Here is a 22,990-nt window from a genome sequence, read left to right as displayed (position 1 = left end):
GCTAATTCGAAAACACAATCCGCCCCTCGCAGATAGTAAACCGGACTCGACCTAGCATCGCGGCTCCATTAAAGGGCGTGTTACGTGACTTCGATTTTGAATTCGTCGCCTGGAAAGTCCAGTCAGTGTTGGGATCGAACACTACCACATCAGCATGGTTGCCAACGGCTAGCCCACCTCGTCCTTCAAGTGAGACTACATGCGCAGGGTTTACGCTCATTAACTCAACCACGCGCGACAATGTCATTCCTTGGCCGCGATGCAGCACGCGCAACGTCAGTCCAAGGGCGGTCTCCAACCCGGTGATTCCGTTTGGAGCGCGCTCAAACTCCTGTTCCTTCTCGTGCGCAGCATGAGGTGCGTGATCAGTAGCAATCGTGTCCGCAGTTCCATCCATAAGCCCCGCAACCATTGCCACGCGGTCAGCTTCGACACGTAGTGGGGGATTCATCTTCGCATGCGTGTCATAGTTGCCTACGGCTTCATCGGTCAGAGTGAAATGGTGCGGGGCGACCTCGCAGGTCACATGCAGGCCCTCACGTTTAGCTGCGCGGATCGCCTCCATTGCGCGCGCCGTTGAGACATGCTGTACATGCAGATGCGGCCGCAGCCCTTCTGCCTTTTCAATCTCGCGCAATAGACGAATATCGCGCTCGACGATGCGCGCTTCCGCTTCGACAGTCATCCCCCGCAAGCCGAGGCGAAAGGCCACCGGGCCCGCGTTCATGCTGCACCCTCCAGTGAGTCGCGTGTCTTCTGCATGCTGTGAGACAGGAACTCCGAGCCGCGCAGCACGGACCAGAGCCGCACGCATCACATCATCCTCCAGCACGGGCTTCCCGTCGTCAGTAAAACCTACGGCACCAGCTTTGCGTAGCGCAGAAAAATTGCTCAACTCAATGCCCATGCTCCCCATCGTCGCAGCTGGCATTGCAAACAGCTTCACTACAGAACCACGCGCAGCGTCGAGCATCCACTCAAGGCCCGCGACCGAGTCGTTCACTGGAACTGTGTTCGGCATAGCAATAACGCTGGTGAAGCCGCCAGCAGCAGCAGCAGCCGTTCCGGTGGCAATCGACTCCTTATACGTCTGCCCGGGCTCGCGCAAGTGTACGTGCACGTCAATGAATCCTGGAGCAACGATGCAACCGGAGGCATCGATGGTCTCCGCTGCCGCAACGTTCTTCAGCACACCAGGTATTTCTATTGCTGCCACTCGGCCATCACGCAACAGGAGATCTCGTTCCGCATCGATGCCATTTGCTGGATCAACAAGACGGCCATTCAAAATGAGTACATCACTCATACAGTTACACTCTCAAACCTGCCAGCACCTAAAGCGCGGACTAATAACGCCGATCTTACCGCTAGCCCATGTGCCACCTGTTCTGTGATGGCGGACTGCGGTCCATCGGCTACCTCCCCATCGATCTCCACGCCACGATTCATAGGGCCTGGATGCAACACCAGCGCGCTAGCTGCATGCTTCGTGAAGCGCTGGCTGGACAATTGATACCGCGCGACATAATCGGCAAGATCAAGTTCGAGACCAGCCAGCCGTTCTTTCTGAATGCGCAGCATCATGACAACCTGTGCTCGTTCGAGCGCGGCATCGAAATTGCGCTCGATCTCAACGCCAGGACCGAGGCCGAGTGCAGTCTCGGGCAATAACTCTTCCGGTCCGCAGAGCACGACTCGTGCACCTAACTTTGGCAGCAAGAGTGCATTAGAACGCGCAACACGACTGTGCAGGATATCTCCCGTAATCGCTATGGTCACACCGCGCAGCGAATCTTGCCGTGCCGTGGTCGCCGCCGCAACGCCATGCAGGCGCGTAAGGATTGTCCGCAGATCAAGCAGAGCCTGTGATGGGTGCTCGTGCATACCATCGCCAGCGTTCAGAACTGGCAATCCTGTCATGCGTGCAAGCAGAAATGGTGCACCAGAGCATGGATGGCGCAGAATGATGCACTCTGCCCCAAGAGCGCGCAACGTCAGACCGGTATCCTTGAGGCTTTCCCCTTTTTCGATGGAGGACGACTTGTCGCTGACCAGTGTCGTAGTTGCGCCAAGCGACTTCGCAGCTAACTCAAAAGAAGTGCGCGTCCGCGTACTCGATTCGTAGAACAGCAGCGCGACCGTACGACCGGCAAGCATCTGCGCACGTTCAGAGCGAGGTAATTGCTCAATTCGCGTCGTCTCGGCAAGAATCGCGGAGACCTCTTCAAGTGGCACATCAGAAATTGTTAAGAGCGAACCCGGCGCATACTCAGAGCCCTTCGGCGTCGTTGCACTCCCCATCAATCCACCCGCTCAACCAGCAGCACCTGGTCCTGCCCATCGACTTCGGCCAGCTTCACTTCGATAATCTCGCGTTGTGACGTCGGCACGCTCTTGCCGACATACGTAGCCTCAATGGGAAGCTCACGGTGGCCGCGGTCGATCAGCACAAGCAACCGCACACTCTTGGGACGACCATGATCAAATAGCGCGTCGAGCGCCGCACGGATGGTGCGGCCCGTGTATAGCACGTCGTCCATCAGAATGATGTCGCGTCCGGTCACGTCGAAGCCAATTGCTCCAGACGTAACCTTCGGGCGTGGACCATCTGTCGAAAGATCATCGCGATAGAAACTGATATCGAGCGTGCCCGTATCAACCGGGTGCTTTTCGATCTTTTCGATCATCGCGCCAAGCCGCTGTGCCAGCGGGACACCGCGCCTCTTGATGCCAACGAGGCCTACGTTCTTACTACCATCATGTTTTTCCACGATCTCATGCGCCAGCCGCACCAGCGTGCGCTCGATCTCCGAGGCCGACATCAGCCTCCCCTTCTCGCGGATTTTTTGGGTTCCCATTCCAGTCGTCTCGCTCATACCATTCGCGCTTGATAATACCAGCAGCACCCCCTGCCGATGAAGCTGTCCGCTAACCGAGCGTTTGCTCAGAGACGATCCGCCACTGTCCATCGATGCGCTTAAGCTTGATCTGTGTCGGCAACCTCTGTTCCACAACCCCTGAACCTTCGTCCGTCGCGATGTACTTTATAAACAGGATTCGCGCGGTTGTATCGGTCTGCTGGGCCACAACAACATCATCCAGACGCATGGTCCATGTGCCTTTGCGCTTGGCAATCGCATCCTGACGGGCTGCCATCACATCGGCCCTGCTCACGCTATAGCGCAGAAAGTACTTGTCGACAGGGTTGGCATAGTAAGCAGCTTGTGCGCCGGCATCGGTCCCTTTCATCGTGTCTACCCAATTTTCAAGCCACTGCTTTGGGTCAGGCTCTGCGAGCCTGGCTGCTTCCGCTGCCTTTTCAGCGTCGGCTGCGGCAGCGAGTCGTTCGGAACGTTGCTGGGCGGCTTGCTGATCAGGCGTGAGTTTAGGCAAGCCGGGTTGGCTTTGATCAACGCGCTCGGCGCTCCAAATCGCACGCCAGCTTGTGAGCTGCTGGCTAACCTGTGCCCGATATTGCCACCCTATTTGTGCCAAAAAGGCGAGAAAAAACGTGACCAGCAAGGTCGCGAAGATCAATCCCGCCGAACGCTCTTTCATGCGCTCCGGCTTACCGCCCTCTTCTACAATATCAACATCCCCGCGGTGAACCAAGCGCTGTTCCACTGTCGATTGCATATCTGATGCCGGAGAAGCCAGGTTCATAGCAGATGAAGCTGGCTTCTTTATCTGCGCGGCCTGCATTGCAGCCTTGTTCCTCGCCAGAACATCGGCCCGCTTCGGGGAGAAGATATCATCCCCAATGTCGTCGCCTTTTGACTCAGAAACAATCGCGCTTTCTCTCTCCCGCTGTGTCATCCTCTCGAGCACTTTTTTCAACGTATCCTCGGAGGGAATGGGCGTGTCTTTGGCCTTCTCCTCGACGACGGAAATGTTCTCATCCACGGGGGCTTTTCTAGCTGCGACGGTCTCGCCTGTCTCACCAACCTGAGTTGCAGCCTTGTTCTCCACGACTTCAGCAGTGGCATCATGTTCAACTGCATCGGATACAGCGACTGCGACCGAAGAGGACTCATCCTTGTTGATGACAAGTTTGGGTTTAAGCCCACGGTCCCTCTCAAGGGCCTTCCGGCGTTGCGCCAGGTCCACATCCATACGGACGAGTTCGAGCACGCCGTCGAGCTTCCGCTGAACGATCTCGTTTTGCGGTGCGGCGGTTCCGACCAAAGCCGATGCGAGGTACGTTACATCTATCTCGATGGCAGTCTTTCCACCCTCCACCGCTTTCACTGCAAAAATCGCGCGATCTTTGCGATTGACTCGGTGCGTCGGCCCCAGACCGTGCAGAACGATGGTATCTCCCTCGCGGAGGACATCGCTCCATTGCGCCCGCAGGTTCGTTTCCAGCACTCGCGAGACCAGCTCGGCGTCCTGCGTCTCCACCATCTCGCTGACCTGAAACCTCATGGCACCTCTGGCTAGTTCCTGCTCGATTGTGCAAAGGATGCTTTGATTTTACCGCCAGGAGCACACAGAGAGATTAGAAACACCGGCGATATATGGGCGAAGTATCGAGCTTGCCTACAGAGCAGCAAAAACCGGACAACCCATTAAGGATCGTCCGGACAAAGAAATACAGACGTTCAGATTCTTAGCATTAGTGCTCAGGCAGAGTAGAGGTAGGCAATTTGCCATTATCTATAACCTGACGCGAGGCATCGATGGCAGGCGCAAGATCCTTGCCACGCAGAGTAGTAAGGAAGCGGACTAGCGCCGTTGTCTCCGCAGGGCTCAGCGAGTTGCCATAGGCAGGCATATTACCCCCGCCCTGAAGGACTTGGCGGATGATCTGATCCTCCGTCATGCGCGAGGCAATGGAGTCCAGTGCAGGACCACGCATTCCGCCTTCGCCACCAATAGAGTGACAGTCGCGGCACTGCTTGTACTGGAACACAAGGGCTCCCTCACGCTCAAGCGGCGTACGGTCATGCAGATACTTGGTCGGGATAGGTGCACTGGTCCAGGCATTCATGACCGGACTCCATGGGGTGTACGTGCCGAGTCTGGTGAACACACCGAGCGTTACCGCGATGACCGCCAGTGAGAGAACGGCGACAGGGCGGCGCGACCAGTGCTTCTCGCCTTCTCCTGCGACAAGCGGGAGAAGCAGCATGCAGATGATAACGATTGTGGGAACGATGAAGATGAACGGCGTCTCAAGCGCAGGGGGCAGATATGCGAGCACCGCGTAAATCCAGAGGAAAGCGAAATCTGGCTTCGGCGCAGTCTGGATAATGGTGGGATCGGGCTGCCCCGTGGGACCGAATGGGCCAAAGAAGAGCGCACAAGCAATGATGGCAAGCAGTATCGCAGCGGCAAAAACGGCGTCTTTCCATGCCGCATCGGGCACGAAGGGGATGCCGGTCTCGTGGGTAAGTTCCTGGTACTCATGCTGATAGGAGGAACGCGTCACAATGCGACCGGGCATCGGCCAATCGTTGATACCTAAACGCACCACCATGAGGATGTGCAGTGCAACGAAGGCGATCAGAATGCCGGGAATGATGAAGACGTGCAACGCGAAGAAGCGCGTAAGTGTAGGGCCAGCAATGATGGGCCCGCCGAGCAGAAGGTCGACTAACCGCTGGCCGATGTAAGGAACACGGCTGAGAATCGATGCCCCGATGCCGAGGCCCCAGTAGGCGTCCTGGTCGAAGCGCAGGACCTGACCAGTGAAGGCCATCCCCAGCGTGAGCAACAGCAGAAAGACACCGATAATCCAGGTCAGTTCACGCGGGAACTTATAGGCGCCGAACATGAAGACCTGCGCCATATGGATAAGCACGATGGCGATCATGAAATCTGAGCCCCAGCCATGCAGTGCACGGAGGAACCAGCCGAGCTGCACGCTGTGGTTCAGAAATTCGAGGCTGGCCCACGCATGGTTAGCCGAAGGCGTGTAGACAAGACCGAGCAGGATGCCTGTGACTACCTGCAGCACCAGAATGACTGTTGCGGCGCTGCCAAAGACATACCACCAGCTTGAGGTGTTTGCTGGTACAGGGTGCACGGCAGCGTCGATGGCAGGAGCTCCGATGCCGAGGCGCGTCTCGAACCATTGATAAAGAGCGGTGGCGCGTTGTTTCATCCCTGGCATGAGCTGCATCCTGATTTCTGAGAGCTTGGCGCTTCGATTGAAGCCATCTGACTTGTGCCTTCGATGTTGACGAGCGGCTTCTGGCCGACGCAAGCAGTCTGCCGTGCAAGGTTGGGCATCTTGCCAACCTTGATCATGAGCGTATTGGCGATAACCCTGTGGTCATACTCAAAGAGGCCGCGCTCCGGCGGCCCAGAAGCGCGGGAGCCATCGGCATAGTAGGCTCCGCCGTGGCACGGGCACAGGAAGAGCTGCGACTGCGAGAACCAGCGCACTGGGCATCCAAGATGAGCGCAGTTGATAGCAAAGACCTGGAACTTATTGCCCGAGATACGACGAACCCAGCAGGGAATGTTTCCCGTCTTGCCATCCCACTCCGTGGTCACTGGGTTCCGAAAATCAACGAGCCGAGTCCCGCCTTCAGGGAAATCGGTCAGAGGGCCAAGCGGAACCCATGAACCGGCCGCGGCAGCTTTGCGAACTGCTGGCCCAAGCAGATAGCCGATGATCGGCACGGCGAGAACGACACCCACAGCCCCATTAAGTAGCAGCGAGAGCTTGAAGAGGAACACGCGACGTGAATGTCCGGCAGACTCGGCATTGACAGGTGCGTGCGGGATCAGCGGGGGAGCGTTTTGCGAAGTTTGCTCGTTTGTTGTCGGATCGTTTGGTGTCATTGTGCGGCTCCTGCGGATGTCTGCGATGGTGCAGTGGGGTAAGGCTGACCCGGATTCGCAGTGCGGTGCGAGGCCAGCCACGCGACGATATCTGTGATCTGCTGATCGGTCAGCGGCTGAGCAGGATGGCCAGCCGCACCCTCGCCACGCCAGTCAGGCATGTGGCGGTCGGGCAGACCAGCGATGATGATGCTGCGCAGACCTTGGTCGCTGATGAGCGCAAGATACGAAGGATCGACGATTGAACCTTGCCTGTATTTGCCATTTTGGCTGCCTTCGCCATTCGCTCCATGACAATGCGCACAGGAAGCTGTAAATGCCTGCTGGCCGCGAGCAACATCTCCTTGTTGCGTTGCAGCATAGGGCGGCGGATTCTGGCCATCCAACACGCCAGGCTTGCCCCACGTTTGCATGACACCGTGAGCAAGCACACTCACCTGCTGATCGGTCAGATAGCCCCCGGCAGACTTGGCAAAGCTCGGCATGAGCTTGCCCGATACCCCGCCTGCGATGATTTTGCGGATGTTGTCTTCGCCGGAGAGCGCAAGGTAGACAGGATTATCCAGTGGAAGCGCTGCGCTGTCTTTGCCTGTGACGCCGTGACAGGAGGAACAGTTCTGCTTGTAGAGTGTCGGAAAGTCGAGCACCTGTTCTGGGCGCACAACCTCCGGGCCAGGGCCAGGACGTCCCGGAATGTGGTTGCAGCCAAGCGCCGCAAAGCAGATTGCGACGAGAAGGAAGGCGCCGCTCCGTCTGAATGGATGTGAAGCCTGAATCATTGGTCAGTGTCTTTCGGTTCGGGCGGATGAGCGCCGTGAAGTCCGGCGCGTATGGAAAACGGCAGAGCGAGGAACTGCGAGGTGCGGACCTTTACCTGGCGGTTGACAACATAACCGCAGACCAGGCCAAAGGCGACCTGCGAAACGATGAACCAGAGCCAATCAATGCGCTGATCCAGAATCGGGCTGATGACCCCGAGCGCGGTATACAGAATCCCCGTCCAGAGAAATGGCGCAATGAACCCGCAGGTGAGGATAGGTTTGCGCGGGAACATCGGCAACATCGCTCCATAGAGCAATCCGATTAGCACCGAAGCAAGACCATGGATCGCGGTCGCTGCAAGCAGGCCTTCGAGATGAAACTGTCCGAGAAACGCGTCGGACTGGTTGGCCCAACTGACGAAACCACCAGCCGCTAGCAGATTCACCGCATACCAGAAGCTGTGGAACTTCACCACCGAGAAGATGCCCGCCGGAACCGTCATGGCAAAGCCGCCGATAAGACCACCCTTGATGCCCGCAGTGATGCTAAAGGTCTCGAGGGGGATCATCTTGCGGTGACGCTCGCTGACCGGCAGACGCTCCTGCGTAGTGCGAGTGCTAGAAATTTCGATCAGCTCAGCCTGGACCGGGACATTGATGTGGTGTTCATGCGGCAGAACTTGGAAAAACCATCCCCAGGCCGCGCGCAACGTGAGCAGCAGGCCAAGCAGGCTGACAGCCCAATGCGTAACCAGCCCGGCAATCATCAGGGCGATACCGAGCGAGAGTACAAAAGGCCATGCTGTCGGTGCTGGCAGATGAATCTCACCCGTCATGTGGGTGTGGCCGTCTTCGTGATGGATAAGGTTCGTATGTTCCATATCTATCTGCCGATCACATAAACAACGAGAAAGACGCCGACCCAGATGGCGTCGACGAAGTGCCAGTAGAGCGAAACTACCTCCAGTTTCTCCGAGTGCTCTTCCTTGATGCGCCCGGTGAGCGCTGTAAAGAGCGCTATGGAGAGCAGAATGAGTCCAACGATAACGTGCGTTGCGTGCAAACCGACGAGCGAATAATACGTTGTGCCGAAGAGGTTGGTGCGGATCGTAAGGCCCTTCTCATAAATCAGGTGGTACCACTCCTCGGCCGTACTCACCATAAAGATGCCGCCAAGAAGAACTGTCGAAGCAAGCCCAAGCGCGCAACTGCGGATGTTGTCCTTACGCAACGCGGCAACTGCCCAGTGGACGGTAATGCTGCTCGAAAGCAGGCAGATGGTGCCGAAGATGGGAAGCTCCAGCACCTCGCGTGGGGTTGGACCGGAGAGGCTCTTGCCGATATAGAAGATATAAGAGACAAAGAAGATGGCAAAAATAGCAGCCTCAGCGATGATGAGGCAGACCATGCCCACCGTGCCACGATAGGGCAACTGCCAGGGAGCTTCGCTCTCGGTACTGATCGGGATGGTGCTGGCTGTTGTCATTATTCAAAGTCCGAGTCCGGTTCTTCCGGATGTTTCAGGTCCCATAGAGGACGGCGGCTGTTGACCGTAGGATCGTGAGCAAAGTTGTAGACCGGTGGAGGCGAAGGCGTAGCCCACTCAAGCGTCCAGGCATCCCATGGATCGTGGCCTGCGATATCTCCCTTGAAGTAGGAGCGGACAAGGTTGTAGGCAAAGATGATGACGGCAATCGCCTGAAAGATGGCACCGACGCCGATGATGAAGTTCCATGTTCCCCATCCGCGGCTGGCCTCGTAGGTATAAATGCGGCGCGGCATCCCGAGAATGCCGGGGATGTGCATGAAGTCGAACGTCAGATGGAAGCCAATGAGGAAGAGCCAGAAGTGCCACTTGCCCAGCGTCGTGTTCAACATGCGGCCTGTCGCCTTCGGATACCAGTAATAGAAGGCCGCGAAGAGCGAAAAGATAATGCCCCCGACGATGACGTAGTGGAAGTGCGCGACCACAAAGTACGACCCGGTGAGCTGCCAATCGAACGGCGCGGCCGACAGCATGATTCCTGTGAGTCCCGCGATGAGGAACTGGAACAGGAATCCAATGGCAAACATCATCGGCAGGGAGAAGATGACTTTGCCTCCCCAAATCGTAGCCAGCCAGTTAAAAATCTTGATCCCAGTCGGCACCGAGATGACCATCGTGGCGAAGACGAAGAACGTGTTGCCCGCAGGCCCCATACCAACGGCAAACATATGGTGCGCCCAGACGCCGAGGCTGATGAAGCCGATGCCAACCGATGCCGCGACCATTGCGGGGTAGCCGAAGATGGCCTTGCGCGAGAAGACCGGAATGATCTCGTTCATGAACGCGAACGTCGGCAGGATAAGGATGTAGACCTCCGGATGTCCGAAGATCCAGAAGTAGTGCATCCACAGCACCGCCGAACCGCCCGCCTGCGTATCGAAGAAGTGCGAGCCGACATAGCGGTCAAGCATCAGCATGATCTGCGCCGCTGTCAGCGGGCTGACCGCGATGAAGACCATGCCGCTCATGACGAGATAGAGCCAGGGCAACAACGGCATCTTCGTTAGCTTCATACCTCGGCATCTCATGCAGAGGATCGTCGTGACTGTATTGAGAGCCGTGCCGATGGACCCGATGCCGCTCAGCAGAACTGCGAGTGTCCAATAGTCGGTGCTGTGTCCAGGCGAAAAGACCTTCGCAGTAAGTGGAGCATATGCAAACCAGCCAACATCCGGCGCCGATCCCGCGGCATAGAGTCCGCTGCCACCCAAATAGCTGAAGTAGAGCAAGAACCCGCCAAAAGCAGAGACCCAGAAGCTGAACGCGTTCAGGCGCGGGAAGGCCATGTCGCGCGCGCCGATCATCAGCGGCACTAGGTAATTGCCGAAACCGAACAAGATGGGCATCGCCATGAAGAAAATCATGGTCGTGCCATGCATAGTGAAGAGCTGATTGAAAACCTGCGGTGAAACGAAGTGGTTATTCGGAACTGCGAGCTGGATGCGCATCAGGATGGCTTCAACGCCACCGATCACCAGAAAGATTAGCGCATAGACGATGTACATGATGCCGATCTTTTTGTGATCGACAGTCGTGACCCAGTCGTAGATGACCTCAAACGCCGGGCGTTTGACTGCCTGGGTCTCATCGACTGCTTCCATGACGCGGGTTGCGGGTGACATTGCGCTCGTTTCCTATTGCTGGTTAGTGCAGCGTGATCAGATAAGCCGTAATGAGGTCGAGGTCGTGCTGATTCAGATGCATCGATGGCATCAGAGAGCCTGGCTTCATCGAGTTGGGGTCATCAACCCACTGCCGAAGGTTGGCCGCATTGTTCGGAAATGCGCCTGAGGCGATCGTGTCGCGGCTGGCCAAGTGCGTGAGGTCAGGGCCGAAACGTCCGGTAGCTACCGTGCCGCGAACAGTGTGGCAGTTGATGCACGCGTTGTGCATAAACACTTCTTTGCCTGCTGCCGCTTCTGGATTACCCGTAAAGTCCTCATTAGCCGATTGCTGTTGATGTTTGATCCAGGCAGCAAAGCCCGCGGGAGTCTCAGCATAGACGCGCAGGAGCATCTTGGCGTGCTGCGTGCCGCAATATTGCGCGCACTGACCGAGATAAAGCCCCGGCTGCTGCGGATCGATCCACATCGTATTGATGCGGTTGGGAATCAGGTCCATCTTCCCGGCAAGGCGCGGCACCCAGAAGCTGTGGTCGGTGTCGGCCGATGTCATGTTCAGGTAGGTGGGCGTCATGCTGGCCGGATCGCTGACCGGCACGTGAAGCTCGTTGGCCGTAACAACGCCATACTTCGGATAGCTGTACTCCCACCAGAACTGGTGACCAACCACGGTAACGTCGAGCGCATTGGCAGGTTTGGGAATGTGTTCGGTCCCAAGAATGACGCGCGTCGTAGTGAGAAAGAGCATCACCACAATCAGAATCGGAATGACGGTCCAGGAGAGCTCAATCTGGTTGCTGCCATAGATCTGCGGAGGTTCGCGGTCGGTGTCAGTAGGACGATGACGATAGCGAAGGATCGCGTAAAGCAGGAGTCCCGCAACGATCAGAAAGATGACCGCTGTAACAGAAAGCACCAGCATCGACAGGCTGAAGATCGACTGGGCCGGGGTGCCTGCTGGAGAAAAGATGCTCGTAGCCGAACCGGCATGGGCAGTTGCGGTCAGTGCCAGGCCACCGAGCACACAGCATACAGCTTGGCCAGGCAGTCGAAACGTCCTGCCGATAGATGCTGTCGAGTGTCTGGCGAATGGCAACAAAGCAGTGTGACCTCACGAAGCTTTATTTTGCCCAACGCATGTTACCGCACCATGCATCGTGGACATGCTACTTCAATAGCTAAAGGATTTGCCGCGGCGAAGCAAAAAAACGCCGGTAATCGCTGAACTTTCACCGGTAATCGCCGATGCTTTGCCGACTATCGTTCCGGTCTGTTGTAATGGTTAATTGGCTCTTCTTCGTTGTAGCCTTCTCCGTTGTATATATTGGAAAGCTGGCAGAAAGCGCGGGCTGATGTCGTTGCGTTCTTGCCCTCAGATGTGATTGCATCTGACGCGAGCCTTCCTAAAGACTCCTCCGCGAAAATCTCGACTACTCTGCTAACTAATGGATTAGTTGTCCGTCTGTCTGGTTAGGACGCAAGCCTACCCTAGTTGGATGTATAGGTTGGCCTGCGATGGACAGCATGCCGCCAAAAAGATCCATCACGCTGACCGAAGCCGAATTGAGGCTGATGAAGCTCCTATGGGAACGCGGTGAGGCTGCTGTCGGCGATCTGGTAGCAGCGATGCCCAATGGGGCGGCTCTTGCTTACAACTCCGTGCTGACAACCATCAGGATTCTTGAGCAAAAGGGCTATGTGCGGCACAGACAGGTAGGCCGTGCGTTTGTGTACAGCCCGTGCGTTGCCGAACAGGAAGCAGAACGCTCCGAGGTACGCAATATGATGCGACGCTTCTTCGGCAACTCCCGCGAACGGCTGCTGCTCTCGCTGCTGGGTGACGATGAGGTGACACCGGCGGAGTTGAAGCGCCTGAGAGAGGCAATTGATCGTGCGGCGGACGACCGGACGGAGGAAGCATAACAGCGATGGATGCGACTTTGATGCACTGGGCGGGCGAGTTGCTCACGGGGTTGTCGCAGATGGCAGCCGGCGCATTTGTCGCAGGTCTCTGGCAGGGATTGGCGCTTGCGGCTGCAGCCTGGGCCTGCCTGCGAATGCTTCCGAGAGCTTCCGCCACAATCCGGTTCGCAGTATGGATAGCAGTCTTCACCGTACTCGCCGTGTTGCCATTCCTTCATGCTTATACCGGACGGACAGGAGCAGCGCTTACCGCAAATAGCGCGATGTTTCGACTCAACGTTCGGTGGACCTTTGTAATTGCGGGCATCTGGCTTACGTTGTCACTGGTGCGTGCGGCGCGACTGTTGGCAAGCGGGCTGCGACTTCACCAGATTTGGAAGCGTGCAGTTCCGGTTGCTGCGTCGTCAATCGCACAGAGCGCAGGATTGCACGGTGCCACGCTCTGCGTCTCAAACGACGTAGACCGTCCGAGCGTGATCGGCTTCTTTTCTCCACGCATCCTGATTCCTGAGAGCCTTATTGAAAGATTGTCCACACAGGAGCTGGAGCAGATTGTGCTGCACGAGATGGGGCATCTGCGGCGCAGAGATGATTGGTCCAATCTTGTGCAGAAGATTGCTCTGGTATTGTTCCCGCTCAATCCAGCGCTCGTGTGGATCGAGCGGCGTCTCTGCTTCGAACGCGAACTGGCCTGCGACGACGACGTGTTGCGCCAGACCCGCGCGCCTAAGGCATATGCGCGTTGCCTTACGAACCTTGCCGAGCAGCGAATGGAGCGGCAGAGTGCGGCGCTGACTCTGGGAGCATGGGAGCGGCGGTCTGAGCTGGGCCGACGCGTGCACAGCATTCTGCGGGGATGCGAAGGCATGGGCCGAATACAGGCGCGGGTCGTCCTCGGCATGCTGTTGCTGGCGCTTGTTGGCGGAGCAACTGAACTGGCGCGGTGTCCGAGAATCGTCTCCTTCGCCAGCGTATCCCCTGCAACACAAGCTTCCGCGACGATATCGCCTGCAGAGTATCACCAGGTTGCATTGACAGAGCAGAACGCTCCGCATGAAACGCTGCTCAGAGCCACTTCTCCTGCAACAGTCCTGCCCGCCGTACATCGGCAACGGAAGCACGCTAGCAGTGGTGCTGTCTTGCAGAGGATAAAGAAGGTCCAACCCAAGCCACAGCTTGTACAGCAATGGGTGGTGATGACCTCGTGGAGTGCATCAGGCGCAACAGGCACTTCGGGAGTTTCAAGGATGGTATTTACGGTGCCGGATAATCGCGGAGCAGGTCCGTCTTATGCGGCTGTGCCAACCGTCGACGGCTGGCTCTTACTTCAACTTTAGTTCGTTTAATTCACATGAGGTGTAAGTATGACAGATTCAACTAATAAATTAGTCGGCAAGATAGCCCGGATCGGCGGATTGACTGGAGTGGCTGTCGCACTTGTACTGGCAGGCACACTAATTGCGCACCGTGATGGAGTCCACGCGGCAAGCATGAGTTCAGGAACCCCTTTGGACGACAACAGCGTTTCTGCTCTGGTTTCACTGGATCACGCAGTAGAAGCAGTCGCAGCCAAAGTGACACCCTCAGTGGTCAACGTCGCAGTCACGTCTAAGGAAACACCTGACAGCGACGGCGCACAGAACCAGAGCCAGCAGGGGCAAGGACAAATGCAGAACCTGCCTCCGGGCTTCTCGCAGTTCTTCGGGCCGAACGGTCCGTTCGGCTTCCAGCAAGGGCCGCAGCGCCCGCAGATTGAGCATGGCATCGGTAGCGGTGTCATCATCTCTCAGGACGGCTACATACTGACCAACGACCACGTGGTCAACGGTGCTGTCAATGTACGCGTCACGCTGAATGATCGACGCGTGCTGAACGCGAAGGTCGTTGGCGTAGACAAGCTGACCGACCTCGCCGTTATCAAGGTCGATGCAACGAACCTGCCTGCAATCGCGTGGGGTGACTCGACCAAGCTGAAGCCAGGTCAGACTGTACTTGCGTTTGGCAGCCCGTTCGGCTACTTCCAGTTTTCTGTAACCCACGGCATCATCAGCGCGCTGAATCGGCCAAATCCGTACTCTGATAACGCTCGCAAACCCGGTGGATTCATCCAGACTGACGCCGCCATCAACCCTGGCAACTCGGGCGGGCCGCTGGTGAACGCGCACGGCGAGCTGATCGGCATCAACACGTTCATCATTTCGAACAGCGGATCCTTTGCAGGTGCTGGCTTTGCAATCCCCTCGCAGCTTGCTCACTCTGTAGCTGAGCAAATCATCAAGACTGGCTCGGTGCACCACGGCTATCTGGGCATTGCGATGAATGATGTGACCCCAGCCAATGCGAGCTTCTTCAACCTGAAGCACTCAACCGGCGCAATCATCTCGCAGGTGACGCCTGGCTCTCCGGCCAGCAATGCAGGCTTGAAGCCCGGAGACGTCATCCAATCGCTGAATGGCGAAGAGATGGAAAATGGCAGCGCGCTCCAGGTCGCTGTCAGCGAAGATGCTCCGGGCACAGATATCGCACTCGGCATCATCCGCAACGGCAACCCGATGACCATCCACGTCAAGGTGGGCGAATTCCACGGCAACGGAAGCGAGTCGGCAAGCAATGAAGGTCCCGGCAACTCGCATGCAAAGATCGGCGTGTCCGTTGGCGACCTCAGCTCTGATGTTCGGCAGCAGTTCAATATCCCGGGCAGCGTCCATGGCGCGGTAATCGAGAGCGTGCGGCCCGGTAGTCCGGCTGACGACGCGGGGCTCGCCGCTGGCGACGTCATCATGGAGGTCAACCGCCGCGCGGTCTCCTCTGCAGATGCTGTTGTCAACGCGATTCACGACAGCCCGACAGGCAAAGACGTTCTGCTGCTGGTCTGGTCGCAGGGCAATGCCAGCTACCGGATTATCCACCCCGATAATCAGTAGTATTGCTTCACAGAAGCGGGCCGCTTAGAGTGGCCCGCTTTTTCATGCCCTCGAAACCGCTGATGGAAAACGCTACCCTAGAAGCAATGCCCTCTGCGTACCATGCCATCTTCGAGGAGTGGTCTCCGCCGATCTTCCTCACCACGATGACCATCCTGACGGCCATCGTCTACACACGAGGCTGGTTCGCCATCCGCAAAACGCGCCGCGCACAGTTCCCCGACTGGCGACTTGCATCTTTTCTCGGCGGCCTTGCTGTTCTCTGGCTTTCAATCGGCTCGCCTATGGACGGCTTCGCCGACACGTCGCTGAGCGCGCACATGGTCGAGCATCTTCTGCTGATGTCCTTCGTGCCGCCCCTGGTACTCCTCGGCCAGCCCTCCGTGCCACTGCTGCGCGGACTTCCCCGCCCCGTTCTCCGATACATCATTGGCCCACTCATTCGCATGAAGCCACTACGCCACCTCGGTCACTTCCTCATCACGCCAGTGGTCGCGTGGCTCCTGATGAACATCTTCTTCCTCAGCTGGCATATCCCCTCAGCCTACGACTTTGCGCTCGAGCACGAACTCGTGCACGACATCGAACATCTTTGCTTCCTCTTCTCGTCAATCCTCTTCTGGTGGCCGCTCATCCGTCCTTGGCCCACAACTTTAAAGCCACTCGGATGGATGATGATCCCTTACCTGGTGCTCGCCGATCTGGTCAACACTGCGCTTTCGGCCTTTCTCGCCTTCTGCGGCCGGCCAGTGTACTCGTTCTATCTGCACGAACCGAACCCCTTCGGCGCAAGTCCGCTTGCCGACCAGGCCGCGGGAGCAGCGATCATGTGGGTGATCGGCTCATTGGTCTTCCTTATTCCGGTGGTCTTTCTCACCATCCAGATGCTGCAACCAAAAGGCCGGAGTGGCTACGCCCTGGACTAACGCTGCTTCGTTTTGGCCTTAGCGGCAAGCAGCTTCCTGCGCTCAGCAATCAGGCGTTTCTGCTCTTTTGATGGTAAAGCAAGCGCTGCGCGGGTGTGTGGCGGTAGCTTAGCCGAAATAATACTGTGCGCCGCCGCAAGTTCCTGCTCCCACTCCGTGGAGCGGAAGACGCTCCATCGTTCAACGGCAACCCAGTAGATGCGGGCCATGTAAGGCGCAGGGAAGATACCTTCGACCTCAAGTAGCTCAGAGTAGCGCTCGGGACCAGCAGCATACGCGATAACCTGCCGATGCTGGTCGTCATCGAGGTTGACGAGGGCGAACATCTTACCCCCGATAGCCTTATCGCCAACCCAGAAGACGAGGTTCGCACCCCACTGCATCGTCTCGACCACATGCGGGAGCGTGAGCAAATGCGCGCGAATGCGTTCGGCATCCATATCAAAAGTATAAGGAAGATGAATCGGGACAAGTGCAGGTCGCAGCCTGTCTTTATACTTGAAGAGATATGCCCACATTTCCATCGCTTGAAGATCAGCTCGATCTGATTACCAAAGGTGCGGCCGAGATCATCCCGCTCGATGCTCTGAAGGAGCGCATTACCAAGTCAATCGCCACCGGCGTGCCCATGCGCATCAAGGCCGGTTTTGACCCCACTGCGCCCGACCTGCACCTCGGCCACACCGTACTGATCCGCAAGCTCAAGCACTTTCAGCAACTCGGCCACACGGTCATCTTCCTCATCGGCGACTCGACCGCACTCATCGGCGACCCGACGGGACGCAACGTCACGCGCAAGCCTCTAACGCCGGAACAAATCGCCGCCAACGCCGAGACATACAAAGAACAGGTCTTCAAGATCCTCGACCCCGAAAAGACCGAGGTGCGCTACAACTCCGAGTGGCTCGACAAGCTGAGCTACTACGACATCGTGAAGCTGCTCGCGCAGTTCACCGTCTCGCAGATGCTCGAGCGCGAAGACTTCCACAAGCGTTTCAACGACGAGCAGCCGATTGCGCTGCACGAGATGATCTACCCAATCGCGCAAGGCTACGACTCGGTCGCGCTTGAGTGCGATGTGGAGCTGGGCGGAACCGACCAGAAGTTCAACCTGATGCGTGGACGCGACCTGCAGAAACACTTCGGCCAGCCGCAGCAGATCATCCTGATGAACAACATCCTTGAAGGCCTCGACGGCGTGCAGAAGATGTCGAAGTCGCTCGGCAACGCCATCGGCATCCATGAGCCCGCTACCGAGATGTATGGCAAGCTGATGTCTATCTCGGACGAGTTGATGTGGAAGTACTGGACGATGCTGACAGACCTGCGTGGCTCGGAGATCTCTCGCATGCAAGCCGACGTTGCAAGCGGCAAGCTGCATCCGATGCAGGCGAAGAAAAATCTGGCATGGACGATTACTCGCGATTTCCATTCTGCCGAAGAAGCAGATGCCGCCGCCGAAGGCTGGACAAAGATGTTCCAGCAGAAAAGTGTGAGCGAGGATGTCCCGGTAGTGCAAGTTTCATGCGCCGCGCTAGGCGAAGAAGACGGCGGCATTCGTGTTGCGAAGCTGTTGCAGCTCGCCGGACTGGCCGGCTCAGCTGGAGAAGCGACGAGGAAGATTGCAGAGAATGCCGTAAGCCTCAACGGCGAGAAATTTACCGGCAAGTTAATCGGCAAAGAAGCTCTTGGCTCAGCACCTGTGCTCCGCCTGGGCAAGCGAAGCGTGCGCGTCGAATGGGCAGACTGATACGGCCTGTTAACACACATCGTAACCGGCCAACTCTGTGTTTTTTCAGGGCTTGCACTAACATGGACGCCTGAGGCAGCATCTCAATCAATATGAGTGCTCGGTGGCGGTTGCGTTCGTTGGCTTTAGCGGTCATTGTTATCACCTGCACATCTTCATATGCGCAGGATGCACGACAGATTGTGCAACGTGCCGTGGACGAAGAGCTCGCGGCGAGCAAGGCAGATCACTCTCTGTGGCGCTACCGGGACGACCACAAAGACATCGGCAGCGTCTACATCGTCGTCCAGACCTCGCAAGGCAGCGTGAAAGAACTGATCGAGCGCGACGGCAAATCACTCTCCGCCGCCGACTCCCAGGCTGAGCGGCAGCGCATCGAGAACTTCATCCACAGCCCTTCACAGATTCGTAAACAACAACGCGATGACGCACAGGATGATAAAAGCGCCCAAGATCTACTGCGCCTGCTGCCGCGCGCCTTTCGGTGGAAGATCGTGAACGAGACGGACGATCTGACGACCCTGCACTTCGACCCCGATCCTGACTTCGATGCGCCAGACATCAAGTCGCGCGTCCTGGGCACAATGTCAGGCGAGATGGTCATCGACAGAAAGGCGCACAGAATCCGCACCATCAAAGGCGAGCTCACCGACGACGTTTCAATCGGCTGGGGAATCCTGGGCAAGCTTCGCAAAGGCGGCACGTTCGATGTGGAACGCCGGGAGATTGCTCCCGGAATCTGGCAGATCGTCGAGACGCACGTGCACATCAACGGACGCGCGCTCTTCTTCAAAAGCATCGGCCAGCAGCAGGATGAGATCTCGTCGAATTTCACGAGCGTTCCCCTCTCAACCACCTTCGAAGAGGCCGTCAAATTACTGAATTCATCGCCAGACGAGCAAGCTGAGACGCGCGAAAGATAGCACGAGCGGCAAAAGAACTGACAATGAAGCGGTATGCTTCTGACTGATGGCAAAGACACCCTATCCCCAGACAGACCGAGAGCTACTTCGCAGGATTGAGCGCTCACCTGGCCATCGCGCCGGATACAAGCAGCTTGTCCGTGAACTGGGCCTTGGCGGCGGACGCGAGCGGCGCCTCTTGCTGGAGCAACTTGCCCGCATGACCGCTCGCCGCGATCTGGTAAAGCTGGACAAGGAACAGTGGAGCCTGCCTTCGGCTGCTCCAGAGAAGACAGCACGAGGCGGCAATGAATCCTTACCATTGCGGGCCACGCGCGACCGCCTGGTTGCGGGACGTCTGGACATGCACCGTGACGGCTATGGATTCGTCAGACTGCACGGCAGCACAAACCGCGACGATGATCTCTTCATCCCACCCGACGCGCTGAACGACGCGATGCAAGGCGACGAAGTGCTGGTTGATGAAGCCCCGCGCGGACGCGATGGACGTCGTTCCGGCCGCATTGCGCGTGTAGTGACACGCAGAAACCCTACTGTAGTCGGCGTGTTCCACTATGCGATATCGCGCCGAGGCCGCACTCCATGGAACGGTAGCGTTGTGGTCAATGGCAACTTCGTCACGCCACTCGACGAGCGCATGACCCAACCGATTCACATTCCCGATGGCGCAGAGGCACAAGCTGTCCTGAAAGACAGCCCGCATCGAGTCATAGGTGAAGAGGCCGAAGCACAGCGCGTGCATTGGTCATCACTGCTATCGGGCGAGGTTGATCCGCACAGTCCACTCGAAGGGCTAGCCGTCGATGTCGAGATCACGGACTTCCCAAAGCCCGGACGGCCGGCGCAAGGCCGCGTGATCGAGGTACTAGGCCCTCCAGATGCGTTTGGCGTCGATGTTGAGATCATCATCCGCAAACACCATCTGCCACACGTATTTCCAGCAAACGTACTCACAGAGGCGCAGTCCTCCGCAGAGCAAACAGTTGCAAAGCTCGAAGCAAACGAACTGGCCGAACGCCGCGACTTTCGCGGACTGCCGATTGTTACCATCGACGGAGAATCGGCCCGTGACTTCGACGATGCCGTGCTGGTGCGGCCTCTCAACAACGGCAATTGGGAGCTTCAGGTTCATATCGCCGACGTCAGCTACTACGTGCGACCGGGAACAGCGCTCGACCTGGAAGCACGCCTGCGCGGAACTTCGGTGTACTTTCCCGATCGCGCGGTTCCAATGCTGCCCCCCGAGCTTTCAAGCGGAATATGCAGTCTGCGTCCGGACGAAGACCGCCTCGTTCAGAGCTGCATCATGGAAATCGACAATCGCGGCGAAGTGCTGAGCTACGAGGTATGCGAAGGAATCATTCGTAGCGCACGACGAATGACCTATACACAGGTGCAAGCGGTACTCGATGGCGACACCTCAACGCGCGCCGAGTTCGCGGCACTGGTGCCCGAATTCGAACGCATGCGGGAGCTATCGTTGAAGCTCAACAAGAAGCGCCAGCACCGCGGCTCGATTGACTTCGACCTGCCCGAGCCCGTAATCCAGTTCGACCCCGAAGGTAACATGCAGGCCATCGTGCGTTCCGAACGAGCCTGGGCGCACCGGCTGATCGAAGAATTCATGCTCAGCGCAAACGAGTGCGTCGCGCACTGGATCGAAGCACAAAGTGTTGCAAGCATCTACCGCATCCACGAGACACCGGATCCCAAACGTATCGTCGAGTTTGAAGAAACCGCCAACCAGATGGGTTATTCTCTCGGCATCAGCCATCTGCCAGTAAAGCAAATTCAAACGAAGGGCGACCGCCGGGACACTCGCGGTTCGGGACGCCAGGCGAAGACACACGAAATTGCCGACTCGATTCCAGTTACGCCGCAGATGTACCAGCGCCTGACTGCAAAGATCGAAGGCAAGCCTGAGGAGCGAATTCTCGCCTACCTCATGCTGCGCTCGCTTAAGCAGGCTCGCTACAGCGAGAAGAACGAAGGCCACTTCGCACTAGCCTCGCCCTGCTACACCCACTTCACCTCGCCGATCCGGCGATACCCTGATCTGATTGTGCATCGATTGCTGCGCGAACTGCTTCGTGGTGGAGCGGACCCACGCGGTGGACCGATTCTATCCAGCGACCCGCAGCCATGGCACAACGCACCCGCTAAAGCAAAGAGAATCGTTCCGCATGAAGGCGAAAGCCCAATTCCAGCCACGGAATTGGAGGCGATTGCCACCGAGTCAAGCCAGTGCGAACGGAGAGCTGACGATGCCGAGCGTGAACTGATCGAGTGGAAGAAGATAAAGTTTATGCAGGACCGCGTGGGCGAAGACTTCAGCGCAATCATTCTTTCCTGCACGAAGTATGGCTTCTTCGTTGAACTCGACGACCTGTTCATCGAAGGACTGGTACCAATCGGAACACTGGACGACGACCGCTATTTCTACCGTGACACAGACAGGCAGATCGTCGGCGGCCGCACAGGGCGCAACTTTCGCATGGGCCAGCGAGTGCGTGTGCTGCTCGACCGCATCGACCGCCAGCAGCGGCGCTTGCAGTTTGCGCTGCTTCCATCAAACGGCGATACCGAAGGCAGGCCACGAACAGCACGTAAAACAAGATCGAAACCGTCCGGCGAAACCAGAACGCCGACAAAAAATAACTCGAAGCGCAGAGGGAAAGCTGCCAAAAAAATCAAGCCGCACAGAGGCAAGCCCAAAGGCGAACGTCGCTAAGACGCAGCAACGATAGAGCTCTGAATAATGCCGGTAAGCAGCAACACCAATGACATTGTCAGAATGACAACACGGGCCCGATGAAACCTATCCCAGCGGCAGCGGTCCTGGAGCCATGTAGCGTGAGGGTGTTCAGGATCCATGCGCGCAATGCGATTGTTGATGGGCACAAGTTGCGCGACACTAAACACAATTGCAACAGCCAGAAGAATCGCTGCCATCATAATAAGCAGCCCTGTGCCGTTAGCCAGAGGACGATGTTCAAAGGCAGCGCCGATGATCAATATCAGCGCCAGTGCATACCAGAACGGCATAAACTTGCCCAGCACAGAGGCCAGCATGGACGCGGCTTGCGCATGTACCCTGCCGCTCATGCGGCGCAACTGCGGATGCACAAAGGCAGCAACGGCGATCTCATTTCCCACCATTGTCCCGGTAACGGTGGCAGCCACTACATCGTAAGTGATCGACATAGAGATCAGATGCTCCGGCATAGCCGAAGGCATCGTAAAATAGTGGCAGGAGCTCATGAACGCATGGCACACATGGTTTTTTGCACAAAATACAAGGCAGAGATGGAAGGGCTTGACGAGCCTCCATTCGACTCAGACTTTGGCCAGAAGATTTACAAGAATGTCTCGAAGAAGGCCTGGGCCGCGTGGGTTGAGCACCAGAAAATGCTGCTGAATGAGTACCGCCTCCAACCCTGGACACGCGAGGCGCAGGAATTCCTGGTCGAGCAGATGAATGCCTATTTCTTTGGCGAAGGCAGCGCGCTTCCCAAAGAATATGTTCCTCCCTCACAGTAGCTGTGGCAATTGCAGTCGGCACAAAAACAGCTCACGCAGTGTACACTTAAGACTGCTTGATACCCCGCCGCAGTTCACATGGACTGCGTGCTAACAGAGTCGGGACGTGGCTCAGCCTGGTAGAGCGCACCCTTGGGGTGGGTGAGGTCGCTAGTTCGAATCTAGTCGTCCCGACCAATTACCTCAACAACTTAGCTACTGCAAGTAATGCAAATAGGTGCAAACGCAGGTGCAGATGGGTTCAATTACCCGGAAACGCCGATTTCTACTCTCGGCGTCGGCG

21 protein-coding genes and 1 tRNA gene are annotated in these 22,990 nt (G+C 57.3%); 9 read left to right on the top strand and 13 right to left on the bottom strand.

Features of this window, described 5'->3' with window-relative positions:
- Position 1: 1 nt before the first annotated feature.
- The 11 genes from IEX36_RS13155 to coxB all read right to left on the bottom strand — a co-directional run bounded on the left by IEX36_RS13155 (position 2) and on the right by coxB (position 11,745).
- A complete protein-coding gene (locus IEX36_RS13155) occupies positions 2–1,306 on the bottom strand; it encodes a dihydroorotase (protein ID WP_188760035.1) in 1,305 nt (434 codons plus the stop codon).
- On the bottom strand, positions 1,303–2,301 hold the full coding sequence (locus tag IEX36_RS13150; protein ID WP_188760034.1) for an aspartate carbamoyltransferase catalytic subunit: 999 nt from the start codon (positions 2,299–2,301) through the stop codon (positions 1,303–1,305). The genes IEX36_RS13155 and IEX36_RS13150 overlap by 4 nt, the downstream gene beginning before the upstream one ends.
- Positions 2,301–2,858 (bottom strand): bifunctional pyr operon transcriptional regulator/uracil phosphoribosyltransferase PyrR, encoded by a 558-nt coding sequence (pyrR, locus tag IEX36_RS13145; RefSeq protein WP_188760033.1) that lies wholly within the window; start codon positions 2,856–2,858, stop codon positions 2,301–2,303. The genes IEX36_RS13150 and pyrR overlap by 1 nt, the downstream gene beginning before the upstream one ends.
- A 70-nt stretch (positions 2,859–2,928) precedes the next feature.
- Positions 2,929–4,425: a hypothetical protein gene (locus tag IEX36_RS13140; RefSeq protein WP_188760032.1), complete on the bottom strand. Its 1,497-nt coding sequence runs from the start codon at positions 4,423–4,425 to the stop codon at positions 2,929–2,931.
- 190 nt (positions 4,426–4,615) lie between these two features.
- The gene (locus IEX36_RS13135; protein ID WP_188760031.1) at positions 4,616–6,115 is read right to left on the bottom strand and encodes a cytochrome b N-terminal domain-containing protein; all 1,500 of its coding nucleotides are present in this window, start codon (positions 6,113–6,115) and stop codon (positions 4,616–4,618) included.
- Entirely contained in the window at positions 6,103–6,792 is a 690-nt protein-coding gene (locus IEX36_RS13130; protein WP_188760030.1) for a QcrA and Rieske domain-containing protein, read from the bottom strand. Before IEX36_RS13130 ends, IEX36_RS13135 begins: the two co-directional genes overlap by 13 nt.
- Positions 6,789–7,571, bottom strand: coding sequence for a c-type cytochrome (locus IEX36_RS13125; protein WP_188760029.1), 783 nt, complete (start codon positions 7,569–7,571; stop codon positions 6,789–6,791). Before IEX36_RS13125 ends, IEX36_RS13130 begins: the two co-directional genes overlap by 4 nt.
- Positions 7,568–8,434: a hypothetical protein gene (locus IEX36_RS13120; protein WP_188760028.1), complete on the bottom strand. Its 867-nt coding sequence runs from the start codon at positions 8,432–8,434 to the stop codon at positions 7,568–7,570. The genes IEX36_RS13125 and IEX36_RS13120 overlap by 4 nt, the downstream gene beginning before the upstream one ends.
- 2 nt (positions 8,435–8,436) lie before the next feature.
- Positions 8,437–9,039 carry a cytochrome c oxidase subunit 3 gene (locus IEX36_RS13115; RefSeq protein ID WP_188760027.1) on the bottom strand — a complete coding sequence of 201 codons (603 nt, stop codon included), beginning with the start codon at positions 9,037–9,039 and terminating at the stop codon, positions 8,437–8,439.
- Entirely contained in the window at positions 9,039–10,721 is a 1,683-nt protein-coding gene (gene ctaD, locus IEX36_RS13110; RefSeq protein ID WP_188760026.1) for a cytochrome c oxidase subunit I, read from the bottom strand. Before ctaD ends, IEX36_RS13115 begins: the two co-directional genes overlap by 1 nt.
- 22 nt (positions 10,722–10,743) lie before the next feature.
- On the bottom strand, positions 10,744–11,745 hold the full coding sequence (gene coxB / locus IEX36_RS13105) for a cytochrome c oxidase subunit II (RefSeq protein ID WP_229668990.1): 1,002 nt from the start codon (positions 11,743–11,745) through the stop codon (positions 10,744–10,746).
- Positions 11,746–12,245: 500 nt separating this feature from the next.
- Here coxB and IEX36_RS13100 point away from each other — a divergent pair, with 500 nt between their 5' ends.
- The 4 genes from IEX36_RS13100 to IEX36_RS13085 all read left to right on the top strand — a co-directional run bounded on the left by IEX36_RS13100 (position 12,246) and on the right by IEX36_RS13085 (position 16,494).
- Positions 12,246–12,644, top strand: coding sequence for a BlaI/MecI/CopY family transcriptional regulator (locus IEX36_RS13100; protein ID WP_188760025.1), 399 nt, complete (start codon positions 12,246–12,248; stop codon positions 12,642–12,644).
- A 5-nt stretch (positions 12,645–12,649) separates the two neighbouring features.
- Positions 12,650–13,981, top strand: a complete 1,332-nt coding sequence (locus IEX36_RS13095) for a M56 family metallopeptidase (RefSeq protein ID WP_188760024.1) — start codon at positions 12,650–12,652, stop codon at positions 13,979–13,981.
- 27 nt (positions 13,982–14,008) lie between these two features.
- Positions 14,009–15,568 carry a trypsin-like peptidase domain-containing protein gene (locus IEX36_RS13090; protein ID WP_188760023.1) on the top strand — a complete coding sequence of 520 codons (1,560 nt, stop codon included), beginning with the start codon at positions 14,009–14,011 and terminating at the stop codon, positions 15,566–15,568.
- 86 nt (positions 15,569–15,654) lie between these two features.
- Entirely contained in the window at positions 15,655–16,494 is an 840-nt protein-coding gene (locus tag IEX36_RS13085) for a cytochrome c oxidase assembly protein (RefSeq protein ID WP_188760022.1), read from the top strand.
- On the opposite strand, the gene IEX36_RS13080 is transcribed toward IEX36_RS13085, so the two are convergent.
- Positions 16,491–17,012 (bottom strand): MmcQ/YjbR family DNA-binding protein, encoded by a 522-nt coding sequence (locus tag IEX36_RS13080; RefSeq protein ID WP_308422316.1) that lies wholly within the window; start codon positions 17,010–17,012, stop codon positions 16,491–16,493. The two genes, IEX36_RS13085 and IEX36_RS13080, sit on opposite strands and share 4 nt — an antisense overlap.
- On the opposite strand from IEX36_RS13080, the gene tyrS reads away from it, so the two are divergent.
- From tyrS to IEX36_RS13065, 3 genes are all read left to right on the top strand, one after another.
- Positions 17,003–18,244 (top strand): tyrosine--tRNA ligase, encoded by a 1,242-nt coding sequence (gene tyrS / locus IEX36_RS13075; RefSeq protein ID WP_188760021.1) that lies wholly within the window; start codon positions 17,003–17,005, stop codon positions 18,242–18,244. The genes IEX36_RS13080 and tyrS overlap by 10 nt on opposite strands.
- A gap of 182 nt (positions 18,245–18,426) precedes the next feature.
- On the top strand, positions 18,427–19,167 hold the full coding sequence (locus IEX36_RS13070; RefSeq protein ID WP_188760020.1) for a hypothetical protein: 741 nt from the start codon (positions 18,427–18,429) through the stop codon (positions 19,165–19,167).
- Positions 19,168–19,213: 46 nt separating this feature from the next.
- Complete coding sequence (locus IEX36_RS13065) at positions 19,214–21,898, top strand: ribonuclease R family protein (RefSeq protein WP_188760019.1); 2,685 nt, start codon at positions 19,214–19,216, stop codon at positions 21,896–21,898.
- On the opposite strand, the gene IEX36_RS13060 is transcribed toward IEX36_RS13065, so the two are convergent.
- Entirely contained in the window at positions 21,895–22,392 is a 498-nt protein-coding gene (locus IEX36_RS13060) for an anthrone oxygenase family protein (protein ID WP_188760018.1), read from the bottom strand. The two genes, IEX36_RS13065 and IEX36_RS13060, sit on opposite strands and share 4 nt — an antisense overlap.
- A 42-nt stretch (positions 22,393–22,434) precedes the next feature.
- On the opposite strand from IEX36_RS13060, the gene IEX36_RS13055 reads away from it, so the two are divergent.
- Positions 22,435–22,707: an oxidative damage protection protein gene (locus tag IEX36_RS13055; RefSeq protein WP_188760017.1), complete on the top strand. Its 273-nt coding sequence runs from the start codon at positions 22,435–22,437 to the stop codon at positions 22,705–22,707.
- A 100-nt stretch (positions 22,708–22,807) separates the two neighbouring features.
- Positions 22,808–22,884 (top strand) — tRNA-Pro (locus IEX36_RS13050).
- The last annotated feature ends 106 nt before the right edge of the window (positions 22,885–22,990 follow it).

This window comes from Edaphobacter acidisoli (genome assembly GCF_014642855.1).
GTDB lineage: Bacteria > Acidobacteriota > Terriglobia > Terriglobales > Acidobacteriaceae > Edaphobacter > Edaphobacter acidisoli.
The sequence above is the reverse complement of the archived record's forward strand: the minus strand, read 5'-3'. Positions and strand labels throughout refer to the sequence as shown.